Source organism: Bradyrhizobium sp. SZCCHNR3119, from assembly GCF_032487775.1.
Classification (GTDB): Bacteria; Pseudomonadota; Alphaproteobacteria; order Rhizobiales; family Xanthobacteraceae; genus Bradyrhizobium.
Genome location: NZ_JAUEUV010000001.1, coordinates 4,688,426 through 4,704,608, shown reverse-complemented (window position 1 = coordinate 4,704,608; position 16,183 = coordinate 4,688,426). Strand labels below are relative to the sequence as shown.

Annotated in this window: 16 protein-coding genes; 8 read left to right on the top strand and 8 right to left on the bottom strand. The window is 65.0% G+C overall.

The window, feature by feature from the left end:
- Together moaB and QX034_RS21640 are read right to left on the bottom strand one after the other, a co-directional pair.
- Positions 1-564 (bottom strand): molybdenum cofactor biosynthesis protein B, encoded by a 564-nt coding sequence (gene moaB / locus QX034_RS21645; RefSeq protein WP_315706726.1) that lies wholly within the window; start codon positions 562-564, stop codon positions 1-3.
- 37 nt (positions 565-601) lie between these two features.
- The gene (locus QX034_RS21640; protein ID WP_315706727.1) at positions 602-1,516 is read right to left on the bottom strand and encodes a neutral zinc metallopeptidase; all 915 of its coding nucleotides are present in this window, start codon (positions 1,514-1,516) and stop codon (positions 602-604) included.
- A 384-nt stretch (positions 1,517-1,900) separates the two neighbouring features.
- Here QX034_RS21640 and QX034_RS21635 point away from each other — a divergent pair, with 384 nt between their 5' ends.
- The gene (locus QX034_RS21635; RefSeq protein WP_315706728.1) at positions 1,901-3,034 is read left to right on the top strand and encodes a site-specific DNA-methyltransferase; all 1,134 of its coding nucleotides are present in this window, start codon (positions 1,901-1,903) and stop codon (positions 3,032-3,034) included.
- Between the two features lie 5 nt (positions 3,035-3,039).
- On the opposite strand, the gene QX034_RS21630 is transcribed toward QX034_RS21635, so the two are convergent.
- On the bottom strand, positions 3,040-4,038 hold the full coding sequence (locus tag QX034_RS21630) for a hypothetical protein (protein ID WP_315706729.1): 999 nt from the start codon (positions 4,036-4,038) through the stop codon (positions 3,040-3,042).
- Between the two features lie 434 nt (positions 4,039-4,472).
- On the opposite strand from QX034_RS21630, the gene QX034_RS21625 reads away from it, so the two are divergent.
- Complete coding sequence (locus QX034_RS21625; RefSeq protein WP_315706730.1) at positions 4,473-5,165, top strand: glutathione S-transferase family protein; 693 nt, start codon at positions 4,473-4,475, stop codon at positions 5,163-5,165.
- A 13-nt stretch (positions 5,166-5,178) separates the two neighbouring features.
- On the opposite strand, the gene QX034_RS21620 is transcribed toward QX034_RS21625, so the two are convergent.
- A complete protein-coding gene (locus QX034_RS21620; RefSeq protein WP_315706731.1) occupies positions 5,179-5,631 on the bottom strand; it encodes a nuclear transport factor 2 family protein in 453 nt (150 codons plus the stop codon).
- Positions 5,632-5,651: 20 nt separating this feature from the next.
- Positions 5,652-6,074: a nuclear transport factor 2 family protein gene (locus QX034_RS21615; RefSeq protein ID WP_315706732.1), complete on the bottom strand. Its 423-nt coding sequence runs from the start codon at positions 6,072-6,074 to the stop codon at positions 5,652-5,654.
- A gap of 88 nt (positions 6,075-6,162) precedes the next feature.
- Between QX034_RS21615 and QX034_RS21610 the strand changes: the two genes are divergently transcribed.
- Positions 6,163-7,086: a LysR family transcriptional regulator gene (locus QX034_RS21610; RefSeq protein WP_315706733.1), complete on the top strand. Its 924-nt coding sequence runs from the start codon at positions 6,163-6,165 to the stop codon at positions 7,084-7,086.
- Here the strand turns inward: QX034_RS21610 and QX034_RS21605 are convergent.
- From QX034_RS21605 to QX034_RS21595, 3 genes are all read right to left on the bottom strand, one after another.
- A complete protein-coding gene (locus tag QX034_RS21605; RefSeq protein ID WP_315706734.1) occupies positions 7,083-7,700 on the bottom strand; it encodes a glutathione S-transferase family protein in 618 nt (205 codons plus the stop codon). The genes QX034_RS21610 and QX034_RS21605 overlap by 4 nt on opposite strands.
- A 96-nt stretch (positions 7,701-7,796) precedes the next feature.
- Positions 7,797-8,216, bottom strand: coding sequence for a PaaI family thioesterase (locus QX034_RS21600; protein ID WP_315706735.1), 420 nt, complete (start codon positions 8,214-8,216; stop codon positions 7,797-7,799).
- 81 nt (positions 8,217-8,297) lie between these two features.
- The gene (locus QX034_RS21595) at positions 8,298-9,437 is read right to left on the bottom strand and encodes an A/G-specific adenine glycosylase (RefSeq protein WP_315706736.1); all 1,140 of its coding nucleotides are present in this window, start codon (positions 9,435-9,437) and stop codon (positions 8,298-8,300) included.
- Between the two features lie 125 nt (positions 9,438-9,562).
- On the opposite strand from QX034_RS21595, the gene QX034_RS21590 reads away from it, so the two are divergent.
- The 5 genes from QX034_RS21590 to QX034_RS21570 all read left to right on the top strand — a co-directional run bounded on the left by QX034_RS21590 (position 9,563) and on the right by QX034_RS21570 (position 16,128).
- Positions 9,563-10,042: a DUF721 domain-containing protein gene (locus tag QX034_RS21590; RefSeq protein WP_315706737.1), complete on the top strand. Its 480-nt coding sequence runs from the start codon at positions 9,563-9,565 to the stop codon at positions 10,040-10,042.
- 120 nt (positions 10,043-10,162) lie between these two features.
- On the top strand, positions 10,163-10,819 hold the full coding sequence (locus tag QX034_RS21585) for a DsbA family protein (protein WP_315706738.1): 657 nt from the start codon (positions 10,163-10,165) through the stop codon (positions 10,817-10,819).
- A gap of 284 nt (positions 10,820-11,103) precedes the next feature.
- Entirely contained in the window at positions 11,104-14,568 is a 3,465-nt protein-coding gene (gene smc / locus QX034_RS21580; RefSeq protein ID WP_315706739.1) for a chromosome segregation protein SMC, read from the top strand.
- A complete protein-coding gene (locus tag QX034_RS21575) occupies positions 14,565-15,566 on the top strand; it encodes a small ribosomal subunit Rsm22 family protein (protein ID WP_315706740.1) in 1,002 nt (333 codons plus the stop codon). The genes smc and QX034_RS21575 overlap by 4 nt, the downstream gene beginning before the upstream one ends.
- A 136-nt stretch (positions 15,567-15,702) precedes the next feature.
- Positions 15,703-16,128 carry a hypothetical protein gene (locus QX034_RS21570; RefSeq protein WP_315706741.1) on the top strand — a complete coding sequence of 142 codons (426 nt, stop codon included), beginning with the start codon at positions 15,703-15,705 and terminating at the stop codon, positions 16,126-16,128.
- Positions 16,129-16,183: the final 55 nt, after the last annotated feature.

Genomic DNA, 16,183 nt, shown 5'->3' with positions numbered 1-16,183 from the left:
CTACACCGTGGCGCCCTGCGCCTTCGGCCGGCGCAGATGCTCATCGAGCCGCGGCATGATCTCGACGAAGTTGCAGGGGCGCGTACGATAATCGAGCTGCGCGGCCAGGATGCCGTCCCAGGCATCGCGGCACGCGCCGGGCGACCCAGGCAGGCAGAAGATGTAGGTCGCGCCGGCAACGCCCGCCGTTGCGCGGCTCTGGATCGTCGAGGTGCCGATCTTGGCATGGCTCAGCATGTGAAAGGCGATCGAGAAGCCGTCCATCCGTTTCTCGAACAACGGCTCGATGGCCTCCGGCGTCACGTCGCGACCGGTGAAGCCGGTGCCGCCGGTGGTAATGACGACGTCGACGCCGGGATCGGCGATCCACCGCCTCACCACGGCACGGATCGCCTCGACATCGTCGGTGACGATCTCACGCGCCGCGAGCTTATGGCCGGCCGTGGTCAATCGATCGCTCAGCGTCGTGCCGGATTTGTCGTCGGCAAGCGAGCGCGTATCGGAAACGGTCAGCACCGCGATGTTGAGCGGAATGAACTGCTTGGCTTCACCGGCCGATGACATCGTCACCTCCTTCATCAACTCCAGGCGCCGACCCGCATCACAGCGAATTTGCGCCGAAAGTATCGCAGGCTTTCACCGTGCCCTGCTGGAAGCCGGTCATGAACCAACGCTTGCGCTGTGCCGCCGAACCGTGGGTGAACGAGTCCGGCACCACGCGGCCCGTCGCCTGCCGCTGCAGCGTATCGTCGCCGATAGCCGAAGCGGTCGTCAGCGCCGCGTCGATATCGCCCTCTTCGAGATAGCCGGGACGCTTCTTCTGCTCGCGATTGGCCCAGACGCCCGACAGGCAATCCGCTTGCAGTTCGACCTTCACCTGCAGCGCATTGGCGTCGGCCTTGCTGCCCGACTGCTGCTGCAGCCGAGTCACCCGCGGCAGGATGCCGAGCAGGTTCTGGATGTGATGGCCGGCCTCATGCGCGATGATATAGGCCGCGGTGAACTTGCAGGCATTGCCTGAACAACCGTGGAAGCGCGTCTCGACCTGGCGGAAGAAATTGGTATCGAGGAAAATCTGGCGATCCGGCGGACAATAGAACGGCCCCATTGCCGACTGCGCCATGCCGCAGCGCCCGCCATTGGTGGCGTTGCGAAACAGCACGACCTTCGGTCCGGTGTAGCTCTGGCCACTGGCCTGGAAAATCTCGCTCCAGCGGTCGTCGATCTCGCCGAGAATCGCGGAGACCATGTCACCCATCTCGTCCTTCGGCGCGCCGGTCTTGCCGGGCGAGCGACGGTCGGCCTGATAGCTCTGCCCGCTGTGGCTGACCATCTCGGCGCCACCGATCAGGATTCGCGGATCGATGCCGAAGGCATAACCGATCAGGCCGAGTACGATGATGGTGCCGATGCCGAGCCCGCCACCGCCCATCGGCAGACCCATACCGCCACCCATTCCGCCTTCGTCGCGACGATCCTCAACGTCGTCGCTGCGGCGAAAATCATCGTAACGCATGGCGGCCTTTCCTCGATTGATCCAACGCGGGCAAACGCAATACCTAACGCCGCAGACAGGTAGAATTTCCACTCCGTTAATCAATAACCCGGCCGGCAAGTTTTTCCTAGCGCCGGCCCGACAAATCACGCCGCGATTGCCCATGCACGCGACGGCAACGCGGCACGCCGTCGGGATAAACCGTCGACAGATCGTCAGCTTAGCGAGCTTGGACCGATGCCACCTGCACGCGGCACATCGGACGGCGCGTGATGAATCAACGCGCAATGATGCGAAAAATTTTCCCGGTTAAGCCGATTTTTACTTTGCGCGATCAAGGTAGCGCCAGTCGGTTGTTAGGTCCCGCGTCGCCGACAGCGTCGCCTGAGTCAGAGTTCTTGAGTCATGGTTGTGTCGCGTCGCGGGGCGTCTGCAAGGGCGCCCCGCACCAAATTTGAGACTCTCGAGAGCTCGAGCATCATCGTCGGCGACTGCGTCGCCGAGATGTCGAAATTGCCGGCCTCATCGGTCGACCTGGTGTTCGCCGATCCGCCCTACAATCTGCAGCTCAAGGGCGAGCTCAAGCGTCCTGACGAATCGCATGTCGATGCGGTCAACGACGATTGGGACAAGTTCTCGTCCTTTGCCGCCTACGACGATTTCACCCGCGCCTGGCTGCTCGCCGCCCGGCGGCTGATGAAGCCGAGCGCGACCTTGTGGGTGATCGGCTCCTATCACAACATCTTCCGCGTCGGCGCCATCATGCAGGATCTCGGCTTCTGGATCCTGAACGACATCGTCTGGCGCAAATCCAATCCGATGCCGAACTTCCGTGGCCGTCGCTTCACCAATGCGCACGAAACCATGATCTGGGCGGCGCGCGACGAGAAGGCCAAAGGTTACACGTTCAACTACGAGGCGCTGAAGGCGGCCAATGAAGACGTGCAGGCGCGCTCCGACTGGCTGATTCCGCTGTGCACCGGCGATGAGCGGCTGAAGGACGAAGACGGCAAGAAGATCCATCCCACCCAGAAGCCGGAAGGCTTGCTGGCGCGGGTGCTGCTCTCGTCCTCAAGACCCGGCGATCTCGTGATCGACCCGTTCAACGGCACCGGCACCACCGGAGCTGTGGCAAAACGCCTCGGCCGCCGCTACGTCGGCTTCGAACGCGACCGCACCTATGCCAAAGCCGCCGAGGCGCGCATCGCGGCAATCGAACCGCTGCCCGAGGCGACGCTGGCCCCGTTCATGACTGCGCGCGAGGCACCGCGCGTCGCGTTCTCCGAGTTGATCGAACGCGGGATGATCCCGCCGGGGACGAAGCTCGTCGATGCCAAGCGTCGGTACGGTGCGCTGGTGCGCGCCGATGGCGCCATCATGCTCGGCGATAAAGTCGGCTCGATCCATCGCATCGGCGCGGTGGCGCAAGGCCTGCCCGCGTGCAACGGCTGGACCTTCTGGCATGTCGAGACCAAGAGCGGGTTGAAACTGATCGACGAATTACGCGCCGAAATTCGCTCCGAACTGGCCGCAAGCTGAACGGGCTAAGATCTCCGGCGGTTCTGTCCTGAGTACCGCGCTAGCAGATCTTCGACCTGATATTGCTCCTCGTAGTGGACGTCGTCCTGCGGGACCACCGACAATCGGGATCGACGCGGCTGTTCGAGATCGCGCGGCTGCGGCAGCGAGGGGTAATCATCCATCGGCGCCAGCTGCATCCGATCGAGCTCCGGTTCAACCGGCCAATGCGCGCTGCGCCGCATCTGCGCTGGCGCAAGCTGGATGCGGCGCCGGGCGCGCGCCCGCGCAAACAGCACACTGGTGGCAAAGCCGGTCAGCGCGATCGCGCTGAGGAAAGCAAACAACTGGGTCCGAGAGGCGTCGTCCGTGCTCAGCGCGGCGGAGAAAGAAGAGGTCGTGTCGCTCACGCGCACCGGCTCAGGCGTCGCCGGAGATGCGCTTGCGTCAGCAGGAATGGCAGGTGCAGAAGCTGCGGCGAGCTTGTAGGACGGCGCAGTCTGCACCGGATCGGCGGGGGCCTGCAGCGTGGTGGAGGTCTGCTCGGGCCACCGGGTCGCGATCGTCGACGTTTCGGCCGGCGCGGCGCTGCCGTCTGCGGCGCCCTGTGTCGGTCCGGCATCCGCGACCGGAGCCGCACCTGATGGGACCATTCCGGAAGGTTTCGCCGACTCAGGCGAGGGCGCAAGCTTCACATCATCGTTACCGGAGCTGGCCTGCGTCTCATATTCAGCATGCGCATTCGCCGTCGCGGAGGAGAGCTTCGCGCGTTCATCTTGCGCAGCAGTTTTTCGCGCTGCGAGAGACGCGCCCTGCCCGCGGTCATCATCGCGCAAATACCAACACTGACGCTTCGTCGCACGGTCGATCCGGTAATACCAATGCTTTCCTGCAACGCCTTCCTTCGGCTTCGCCAGGCAGTCATCAGCACTCCACGCCGGTTGGAACTGGAGCGTCACCAGTGCCGCGCTGGCCAACATGGTCGCCGCGAGACACGGCACCAGACTCGTCGCTCGATTCGTCATCAGACCTCCGACGATTCAGTGCAACCCCCAGCGCCGTTTCGTCGAGGACTTCGTTCGCAATAAGGCTGCGCAGGTTCCATTTGTCGAAAGAATGTTGGGATCACGGTCTCGTTTTGATGGTTTCTAATTTTGTCGCGCTGTTTTGTCGCGGCAACACTTGGCATACGCACCAAAACGGAGCCGATTTGCACCATTCGTCGAACCGCGGCATGCCGGGGCACGTGATGGAGCTCGTTCCGGCCATCCGCGTCGCGAATAGCAGCAATGCGATAAATGCTGTGCACCGAGACAAGACAACTCATTCGGACCCGCCCGGACCAACAAAAATCCATTCCGACTTGGTCGGCGATCCCACGCCGTTAATGTCTACGTGAGATGTCTATCTGCAGCGCGCCGTGCACAACGCCGCAAGTAACACTCCAGGGGAAACACCAATGCTCAAATTCTACTTCAACGGTTCGCCCAATCCGACCAAGGTCGCGCTGTTCCTCGAAGAGTCCGGCTTGGCTTACGAGCCCATCGCCATCGACACCCGCAAAGGCGACCAGTTCAAGCCGGAGTTCCTGCAAATCAATCCGAATGGAAAGGTGCCTGCGATCGATGATGACGGGGTCGTCGTGTTCGACAGCAACGCGATCCTGCTCTATCTCGCCGAGAAGACCGGCAAGTTCCTGCCTGCCGATACGCCGGCGAATCGGGCTGAGCTGCTCTCATGGCTGATGTTCGTCGCGACCGGCGTCGGCCCCTACTCTGGTCAAGCGGTCCATTTCAAGCACTTCGCGCCCAAGGATCAGGACCACGACTACGCCCATAATCGCTATCAATATGAAGGGCACCGCCACTACAAGATCATCGACGATCGCCTGGCGACGCGCCGCTACATCGTCGGGGACACCTATACGATCGTCGACATGGCGCTGTGGGGTTGGGCCCGCATGGCGCCGTTCGCGTTCGGCGACGACGCGCTGACGAAATATCCCAACCTCAAGCGTCTGGTCGACGAAGTCACGAGCCGTCCGGCCGCACAGCGTGCGCTCGCCTTGAAGGACAAGTTCATCTTCAAAGCCGAACTGGACGAGGATGCCCGCAACATCATGTTCGGCCATCTCAAGACCAAGGTGGCGTGAGGACGGGCGCGCATCACCCGCACTTCGCGGCCGGATGCGACGGGGCCATCGGGGGAGGCCCCAGCACGTTTTCGACCAACAGGGTGTCGCAATATTCGATCCATTCCTTGAACTGCCCTGCCTCGAGCCTGATGACATTGCAGTAAGTATTGTCATAGGCCCTGCCCTCCGTTGTCGTGTTGCGGCCGCGCGCCTCGACGACAACGAGATCGCCTTCCGCGATCAGCCGGACCGGGATCGTGGCGATCCGGCCCGCAATCCTCTCCCGCAGCGGAGCAAACAGCTCGGTGAGCACGACGGCCTTGCCGTCGAAGCTGCGCGACCATGATCCGGTCCCCATGATCACGAAGCGGAAATCGTCAGCAAGACGATCCAGCAAGGGCTTCGAATTGCCCTTGGCCAGTTCATCGAACACGCCCTGAACGATCTTCTTGTTCTCGGTGCGATCGTTTTCAATCGTCGTCATCGGCGTCCTCCTGCCATTTATCAGCCGCGCTGTTTCATCGATGCCGGAAACGGGCCGAGCACGGCTTCGGTCAGCGCGGAGTCGCAGTACTCCCTGATTTCGATGATCCGCCCGCTCTGCAGCCGGTAGATCAGGCAATAATCGTTGTTGTAGGGAATACCGGCCTTGGTGCGCATCTCGCCCCTGGCTTCGACGATGACGTAATCGCCGTCTGCGTAGAAGCGCAGCGGGATGGTTCGCCGGTGAGCCAGAATGGTCGCGAGATAGTCGTAGAGATCCCGCACGAGCGCTTCCTTGCCCCTGAACGTCTGCGACCAGGAATAGTGTCCCGTGATCTGCATCGTCACGTCGTCGGCGATATGGTCCACAAACCGTTGGCGGTTGCCGGCAGTGATGTCGGCAAAGAGATCTTGCAGCAACTGCTTGTTGGCGGCGACGGTCATGACGAGTCCTCCTGATGGATGGAGCCGGATGCTGCCGCAGCGCTTCTCATTCTTCCAATCGATAGGCGATATGATATCTATTCGCCTGATGAATTTGACTGCGCTCGATCTCAACCTGCTGATCGCGCTGGATGCGCTGCTGCGCGAGGCCAGCGTGAGCCGCGCCGCTCTCCGGATCGGCTTGTCGCAACCGGCCACCAGCCACGCGCTGCAGCGGCTGCGTGATCTGTTCGGCGATCCGCTGCTGGTGCGCACCGGTGCGCGAATGGAATTGACGCCGCGGGCGCTTGCCTTGCGCGCACCTCTGGCACAGACGCTGGATCAGGTGCGCGGCCTGTTCAAGTCGGATGCGTTCGACGCGGCGAGCAGCGAACGCCAGTTCCGGCTGATGATGCCGGATCTCGCGGTCGAACTGCTGATGCCGATGCTGATGGCGAAGGTGACGCAAGCCGCACCCAACATCCGCATCGACGTGGTGCCATGGCGGGGACCTGCGATCTTCCACGCTGAATTCGCCCGCACCATCGACATGGTGATCTCGATCGGCAACGCCTTCAAAGGCTTTCACCGCCAGCTGCTTTATACCGACAGCGACGCGCTGGCGGTCCGTCGCGGCCATCCGGTGGGCGCAAAACTGAAGCAATGCGACGCCTTCCTGAAGGCCCGCCACGTCGCCGTCGTGCTGCGCGGCCGGAATGAGGACCTGATCGATATCTGGCTGCAGGAGAAAGGCATCGAGCGGCGGATTGCGCTGGTCGTGCCGAGCTATTTCGAGGCGCTCCATGTCGTGGCCCGCACCGATCTGGTCGCCTTCGTGCCACGACGCCTGATCGCCGCACTGACGAGATCATTGTCGCTATTGACGATCTCACCGCCGCTCGATCCCGGCATCGATGAGCAATACATGTTCTATCCGACCCGGGCGCAGGTCGACCCGGGCTCGATCTGGCTGCGCAAGCTGATGCTGGAGACCGCGCGCGAGCTCGATCACGGCAAGCGCGGTTCCGTCTAGCGCTGTTCGGCCAGCGCCTTCTTCACGGCCGGCCGCTCCGACATGCGAGTGAAATGATCAGCGATGCCTGGGAACGCTTTGATGTCGACGCCGTCCCCTTCGAGCCATTGCGCGATCGTAAACAGATAGGGGTCGCAGATCGTATACTGCTCGCCCATCACCCACGGCCCCCTGAACATGGCGCGCTCGATCATCGCGAAGCAGCCACCGACGGTTTCAGGGACTTTGCGCTTCATGTCGGCGAAGGAGGTTTCCTCGCTGGCCCAGCGCGAGCCGCGTACCCGATGCGCATGCGCGACATGAACGGTCGAGCACAGGTAGGAGTTGAACGACTGCACCTCGGCGAACGCAAAGGCATCGTCCACCGGCGCGAGCTTGGCCCGCGGGAAGCTCTGCGCGATGTAGGCGAGCAGCGCCGGCGTCTCGGTCAGGACACCGCGGTCGGTGACCAGCACGGGCACCCGCCCCTTCGGGTTGATCTTAAGATAGTCCGGGCTGTTCTGCTGGTTGGCCTTGAAATCGACCTTCTGCAGCGCGTAGTCCGCGCCGGCTTCAGCCAGCGCGATATGCGAGGCGAGCGCGCAAGTGCCGGGTGTGTAATAGAGCTTGAGCATGGCGATCCTGATCGGTGGACCGCCAGCCTAGCGGGGCTGTGCTCTCACGTCCATCCTGAATGGGCGGGAGCGGCAGCTCCATGACCTTAATCGTTGTCAGCGCAACGCTCGCGCGCTCGCGATCAGTCGCGCGCTGGCGGTTGCGGTCGCAATCAGCGTACCATCGGCCCGCGCGAGCCGGCCCTCCATGAAGGCAATCGTCTTGCCGAGCTGCGTCACCCGCGCTTCGCCGGTGATCGGCCCGGGTTCGGCGGGAGTCATGAAATTGACCGTCATGGTGACGGTTGCCGTATAGAGGCGGCCATCCGTCATCGCGAATACGGCCGGGCCCATGGTGTCGTCGAGCATCGCCGACAGGATGCCGCCCTGGATGAATCCGGCCGGATTGCAGAACTCGTGCTTGCCGTCGAAGCCGACCCGGATCCAGCCTGCGGCGGGCTGCGCATCCAACAGACGCCAGCCTAACAGCTTCGCGGATGGCGGGGCTGGGATGTCATCGAGTGCGGTCTGGATCATGAGCGCGTCTCCCTTTCACGCGCCCTCACTAAGCTGGCGCTGTTGCCACCGCGCTGTCAGCAGCCCGACCAGATGCAAGCTTCAATCGCCGAGCCCGTGGGCGACCACCTTGCGCATCACGTTCGGCAACGCCTCGTCCGCGAGGGTCGCGATCGGCACCCAGCGCATGCCGGATGGCGCACGCGTGCGGGCACGCGCCGTCGCCGTGTAGACCACCAGTTCCAACGGAAAATGCGTGAAGACATGGGTGACGACGCCGGCTTTGCGATGCCAGCGCGACAAGCCGGCAAGCTGCGGCGCCTGCGCCAGCGCGGATTTATCATCCTGACCGGTCAGCCACTCCGAGCCGGGCACCTCGGTCATGCCGCCAAGCAGACCTTTCTCTGGCCGCGAGCGCACCAGAAGCTCGTCGCCCCGGGTCACGACGAAGGCCGCGCCGCGCCGCAGCGCGCCGCTCTTCTTCGGCGCCTTGCGCGGAAAGGTCTCCTGATCGCCGCGCAAGCGAGCCGCGCAATCCTCGCTGAACGGGCACAGGGCGCAAGCCGGCTTTTTCGGCGTGCAGATCGAGGCCCCCAGATCCATCAGCGCCTGGGCGCTATCCCCGGCGCGCGTCTTCGCGTCGCCCGCGCGCGTCTCCGCGTCGCCGGCCAGGGACGGGCTAAGCAGGCCCGCGGCCAATTGCTGAATCCGCGGCTTGGCCTGCGGAAGTGTCTCTTCGACCGCAAACAGGCGGGACACCACGCGCTCGATATTGCCGTCGACGGGCATGGTGCGGCGATCGAACGCGATCGCCGCAATGGCCGCCGCGGTATAGGGCCCGATCCCCGGCAGCGCGCGCAGGCCCTCCTCGGTGTCCGGAAACACGCCGCCATGATCGCGCACCACGGCCACCGCGCAGGCATGCAGGTTGCGCGCGCGCGAGTAATAGCCAAGCCCGGCCCACATTCTCAGGACATCATCGAGCGCTGCGCTGCCGAGCGCCGTCACATCCGGCCATCGGATCAGAAACTTCTCGAAATATGGCCCGACCGCCTTGACCGTGGTCTGCTGCAGCATGATCTCCGACAGCCAGACCCGGTAGGGATCGGCGCGCTCCCCAGCAGGCGCCCGCCAGGGCAGCCGGCGGCGATGGCGGTCGTACCAGGCGAGCAGCCGCACCGGGCGGCCATCCCGAGGATCAGCCTCGGGCGATTTCCGTTGGGAGCGAAGGGCGGATGACATCGTGCCTGCAATCTAGTACGTCAGACGAAACAGTCTCCCGTCATGATCCGTGCTTGTTGCACGCATCCACGGTTTTCTTCTTACGCGCGGCAGTTTCCGAGGCTGCGACGATGCAAAAGTAGACGATGTCCAGGCCCGGACGACTCAGCGCCAAGCCTCTGTCCGTCATGCTGGGGGACCTATTTTCGGCCGCCTATGCCAAGCAGGGCTTCGCCGCCCGCGAGCTTGTCACCCGCTGGGCCGAGATCGCGGGACCCGAGGTCGCGCTGCACGCCGAGCCCCTGAAAATGCAATGGCCGCGACCCGTGGAAGGACAGCCGCAGGAACCGGCGACTCTCGTGCTCAAGGTCGAGGGGCCGATGGCGCTCGAGATCCAGCATTCGTCCGATGTGATCCTGGAGCGGGTCAACCGCTTCTTCGGCTGGCATGCGGTCGGCAAGCTGGCGTTGCGCCAGGGACCGTTGTCGCGGCGCCCGCGGCCGCGCCGGCCGCCCCCGCCGGATCCGACGGCGGTCGCGAAAGTGGCGGAGAGCCTGTCGGCAATCGAGGACGATGCGCTCCGTGACGCGCTCGCCCGGCTCGGCGCCGCCATCAAGCGAAATTGACGCCGGCCGACTGATCGGTCCTCACCCGCCGGCATTGCCAGTCGAGCGGTTTCAAGCTAGCGACATGCCGCGTCTTTAGAGTATCTCGTGCGCAAAGATGCGCCAGTCCGGAGCAGAGCCTTGATCATCACCCGCCGCGCCTTCACTGCCGCTTTGTCCCTGACCGGTCTCGCCGCACTTGCGGGATTCTCGCCGCTGCGGCTGATTTCGGGGGCGATGGCGCAGAGCGCCGCTGACGTCGCCAAGCCGGTGTCGCTGCCGGACATGGTGCTCGGCCCGGCCGACGCCGCCGTGACCATCACCGAATATGCCTCGATGACCTGCCCGCACTGCGCCGCCTTCAATAAGGAGGTGTTCCCGAAGCTGAAGGCGGAATACATCGATACCGGCAAGATCCGCTACATCTTCCGCGAATTCCCGCTCGACATCAAAGCCGCGGCGGGCTCGATGCTGACCCGCTGCATCGCCAATGGCGACGCGCAGAAATATTTCGCCGTGACCGATATGCTGTTCCGCTCCCAGAACGACTGGGTCGTGAAGAACACCACGGAGACGCTGACCCGGATCGGCAAGCAGGCCGGCCTGAGCCAGCAGCAGGTCGAGGCTTGTCTGAAGGACCAGACTTTGCTCGACAAGATCGCGGCCGACCAGAAATACGCCAGCGAAGTTCTCAAAGTCGATTCGACGCCGACCTTCTTCATCAATGGCGAGAAGATCAAGGGCGAGACCTCGATCGAGGAGTTCGAGAAGAAGATCAACCCGCTCCTCAAGAGCTGATCTTTCTCTCCAGGGATTCCCGCCAATGGTTCTCGCGGCCGCATCGATTGCGGCGGCAAGGCTCTGAAGAGCCGAGACATTCCGGCTCGCGGCGATTTCGCCCGGGCCAAGCTTGCGTCCAGAAAGCCTTGGAAAAGCAGGGCCTGCGGGTTGCCCTTGTGCCCGGCCATCGCCATTGTCCCGCCCTCAAGAGGCGCATGAAGCGACTCGGGCCACATTGACATTGCCTTCTATGGTATTGTCACGGCAGGGAGATTCGTCTCCCGCCAACAGAGAATCTGTGCATGAAACTCACGCGTCTTCGTCTCCACGGGTTCAAGACGTTCGTCGAACCCACGGACTTCGTGATCGAGCCGGGCCTTACCGGCGTGGTCGGACCGAACGGCTGCGGCAAGTCGAATCTGGTCGAAGCGCTGCGCTGGGCAATGGGCGAGACCTCGCACAAATCGCTGCGCGCGGCCGACATGGACGCGGTGATTTTCTCCGGCTCGAACACACGGCCCGCGCGTAACCACGCCGAAGTGGTGATGACGATCGACAATGCCGATCGCACCGCACCCGCCGCCGTGAACGACCGGGACATTCTGGAAATCTCGCGCCGGATCGAGCGCGAGGCCGGCTCGGTCTATCGCATCAACGGCCGCGACGTGCGCGCCCGCGACGTGCAGATCCTGTTTGCAGATGCCGCGACCGGCGCCCGCTCGCCGGCCCTCGTCCACCAAGGCAAGATCGGCGAGATCATCCAGGCCAAGCCCGAACAGCGCCGCCGCGTGCTGGAAGATGCTGCCGGTGTCGCCGGCCTCCATGCGCGCCGGCACGAGGCCGAGCTGCGCCTGAAGGCGGCCGAGAGCAACCTCACCCGCGTCGAGGACGTCATCGGCCAGCTCTCCGGTCAGATGGAAGGCCTCAAGAAGCAGGCCCGCCAAGCCATCCGTTTTCGCGAGGTGGCCGCCAAGGTCCGCAAGGCCGAAGCCACGCTCTATCACCTGCGCTGGATGGGGGCCCATGCCGACCTCAATGATGCCGCGCAGGTGCATGACGTTAGCGTGCGCGAAATGGCCGAACGCACCCGCGAGCAGGCCGAATCCGCCCGCGTCCAGGCAATCCGTGCCTCGCAGCTTCCTGCGCTCCGCGATGCCGAGGCCCGCGCCGCTGCGACGTTGCAGCGGCTGAAGAGCGCCCGCGACATCCTCGACCGTGAGGAGCAGCGCGCCAAGGAGCGCGCAAGCGAGCTCGATCGCCGCCTGATGCAGTTGACCGCAGACGTCGCCCGCGAGCAGCAGCAGACCCAGGATGCCCGGGTGGCGCTGCAGCGCCTGGAGACCGAAGACGCCGAGCTGAAGGAAGAGATCAAAGCGCGCGTCGAGATGCGCAGCGGCGTCGACGAACGGGTTGCCGAGGCCGAAGCCAGCCTGACCGAGACCGAGCGGCAGTTCACCGAGCTGACCACGCAGCTGGCCGATCTCACCGCCAAGCGCAATCAGCTTGAGGCCAATGTGCGCAGCCATCGCGACCGGCTGGCGCGGCTCGACCAGGAGATCGCCTCGGTCCAGGCCGACGAACAGCGGTTGGTGCAGGAGACCGCCCATCTCGGCGACCTCGATACTCTCGCCGCCACGCTCGAAGCCGCCGAAGAAGCCGTCGCCGTATCGGAAGGGGCAGCCCAAGCCAGCGAAGCCGCGCAGGCAGCCGCCCGCCAGAAGCTCGAGGCGTCGCGCGCGCCACTCGCAGAAGCCGACAAGCGCGTTCAGCGGCTCGAAACCGAGGCTCGCACCATCTCGAAGATGGTCAACAGCGAGACCAAGAATTTGTGGCCCCCGATCATCGACGGCGTGACCGTCGCCAAGGGGTACGAGAAGGCCTTCGGCGCCGTGCTTGGCGACGATCTCGACGCGCCGGTCGATCCGTCTGCGCCGATGCGCTGGACCATCGCCGGCGCGGAAGGCAGCGATCCCGCGCTTCCCGACGGCGTCGAGCCGCTCGCAGCCCACGTCCAGGCGCCGCCGGAATTGGCGCGGCGCTTGGCGCAGATCGGCGTGGTGCCGCGCGAGCGCGGCGGCCAGCTCGTCTCGCAACTCAAGACCGGCCAGCGGCTGGTGTCGCCGGAGGGCGACGTCTGGCGCTGGGACGGCTTCATCGCGGCTGCGCATGCTCCGACCGGCGCTGCCCGCCGGCTTGCCGAGCGCGCGCGCCTGATCGACATCGAGGCGGATCTCGAGCAGGCCCGCGTTGACGCAGCGAACAGGCGCCAGGAGCTGGAGGCCGCCGAGCGCGAGGTGCAAGCTGCCGGCGCCGCCGAAAGCGCTGCGCGCGAGGCCTGGCGCGCGGCCCAGCGCGAAGTCAACGCAGCGCGGGAGCGCCATGCCAATGCCGAGCGCGAGATCAATCGTCACGCGGCGCGCAAGTCCGCACTGACCGAGGCGCAGAGCCGTCTCGCGTTGGACCGCGAGGAGGTCGCTGCTGCGCATCAGAGCGCGATCGAAGCCATCGAGGAATTGCCGCCGAACACGGATGCCGAAGGCAGGCTGTCGGCCGTGCGCGCCGAGATCGAGGCCAAGCGACGCGCTGCCGCCCAGGTGCGCGCGGAGGCGCAGGCGCTGGCCCGCGAGGCCGAGCTCGCCGACCGCCGCGTGCAGGCGATCATCAAGGAGCGCAACGACTGGCTGGGCCGCATTCACGGCGCCGGCTCGCAGATGGCGACCATCGAGGAGCGCATCGCCGAGGTGCGGGAGGAGCGCGCCGAGCTCGAGAACGCGCCGACGGTTTTTGCCGAGAAGCGCAGCGCGCTGATCGACGAGATCGGCATCGCGGAAGGAGAGCGCCAGGTCGCGGCCGATGCACTCGCCGCAGCCGAGACCGAGATGGGCGACACCGACCGTGCCGCCAAGGCTTCGCTGGAATCGCTGTCGCGTGCCCGCGAGGCCACGGCCCGGGCCGAGGAGCGGCTCGAAAGCGCCAAACGACGCGTGGCCGATGTCGAGCGCGAAATCCACGACATGCTCGAAGTCGAGCCGCAGGCGGTGGCCGCGCTGGCCGAGATCGGGCCGGACACGCAATTGCCGCCGCTCCATGAGATCGAGGACAGCCTCGACAAGCTGCGCCGGGACCGTGAGCGGCTCGGCGCCGTCAACCTGCGCGCCGAGGAAGAGCTGACCGAGGTCGAGGGCCAGCACACCGCGCTCACCACTGAGCGCGACGATCTGGTCGAAGCGATCAAGCGGCTGCGCCAAGGCATCCAGAGCCTGAATAAGGAGGCGCGCGAGCGCCTGCAGGCCTCGTTCGAGAGCGTCAACACCCACTTCAAGCGGCTGTTCACCGAGCTGTTCGGCGGCGGCGAAGCCGCCTTGCACCTGGTCGAGAGCGACGATCCGCTGGAGGCCGGGCTCGAGATCATCGCCAAGCCGCCGGGCAAGAAGCCGCAATCGCTCTCGCTGCTCTCGGGCGGCGAGCAGGCGCTGACGGCGATGGCGCTGATCTTCGCGGTGTTCTTGACCAACCCTTCGCCGATCTGCGTGCTGGACGAGGTCGACGCGCCGCTCGACGACCACAACGTCGAACGCTTCTGCAACCTGCTGCACGAGATGAAGAACTCGACCGAGACCCGCTTCATCATCATCACGCATAACCCGATCACGATGGCGCGCATGAACCGGCTGTTCGGCGTCACTATGGCCGAGCGCGGCGTGTCGCAACTGGTGTCGGTCGCCCTCGATGAGGCCGTGAAGATCCTCGACCAGCAGGTGGCGTGATCCCGCCGGATCTCCCCGCCGCGCTGAGAGCCGCGCTGGAAGCGAAGCTGCACGGCCTGTCGCGTCAGGATGCCGCGGCGCGTGCTGCCCGGATTTCGCAAACCTACCGCAGCGGCGGCACCTCCGGCGCCATCGCCAGCGAAGCCGATGCGGTAGCCTATGCCGTGGTGCGGATGCCCGCGACCTACGCCGCCATTGCAGCCTGTTTGAATGCGCTCATGCGGGCAAGGCCGGACTTTGCACCGACATCGCTGCTCGATGCCGGCGCCGGACCGGGCACGGCGAGCTTTGCCGCAGCCGAGGCGATTGCATCGCTGGCATCGTTCTACGCATTCGACGCCAACCCGGCATTGCGGGCGCTTGCGCTGGAGCTTGCCGACAGTAGCGACGGCCTGAACCGCCTCGAATACGCGCTCGGGCCCGCGCGCACGCAGCTCGGAGCTGCGACGCCTGCCGATCTCGTGGTCGCGAGCTACATGATCGGCGAGGTGCCCGAAGCGGAGCGAGGCGCACTGATCGCAGCGCTGTGGAAGAAGACACGCGATACGCTGTTGCTCGTCGAGCCCGGCACGCCCGCCGGTTACCAGCGGATCGTCGCGGCGCGCGCGCAGTTGATCGCCGCGGGGGCCCACGTGGTCGCGCCCTGTCCGCATGACCATGCCTGTCCGCTCATATCGCCGGACTGGTGTCATTTCGTCCAGCGCCTGTCGCGCTCGCGCGCCCACAAGCAGGTCAAGGATGTCGAGCTCCCCTATGAGGATGAGAAGTTCAGCTACGTGGCGCTGACGCGAGGGCCTGTCCCGCATTCGCCGTCCGCGCGCGTGCTGGCGGAGCCGACTCTGAGCAAGGTGGCAGTCACGGCCAAGCTCTGCTGCGCCGACGGCGCAGCGCGGATCGTCACCATTCCGCGCCGGGACAAGAGCGCCTTCGCCGCCGCGCGCCGCTGGGATTGGGGCGACGCTGTCGAGCCTGGAAGCCTGCCGCAACTCCCGTCGTAAGCGCGGCAGTTGGTTAACGACAGGTGCTGTTCGACGATCAATTCTCCGGGTTTCCGAAACCTGCAACTAATTCGCGCATGCTAGTGTCGCCCTGCAACCGACGTTTTCTTTTGCCGCTCAAACGGGGACCCTTGGAATGCTTCGGACGATGATGATAGCTGCGGCTCTGTTGGCCACGGCGGACACGGCCTTTGCTGGTAGCCACGAGGCCTCGGCTCCGCCCCCGGCCCCGAAACAGGAGGGTCCGCCGGCCAAGGCCATCATCGGCAAGAACGGTCCGATCCTCGTCGACCTCAAGGGCATGACGCTCTACACGTTTGCGCACGACACCACCGGGACCGCCTCGACCTGCGACGCGAAGTGCGCCGAAAAACGGCCGCCGTTGGTCGCGCCGGACAACGCGGTCGCCACCGGCGATTTCACCGTGATCACCCGCAGCGACGGCAAGAAGATGTGGGCCTATCGCTATCGCCCGCTGTACACCTCGCAACTGGATGGCGCGCCGGGCGAGGTCAACGGCAACGATCCGTCGCAGGCCTGGCACATCGCGCGCCCGTATTGAACTCCGCCCATCTCGGACCTGGCGGTTTCGGCGACGGGAACCCCGGTCCGGATTT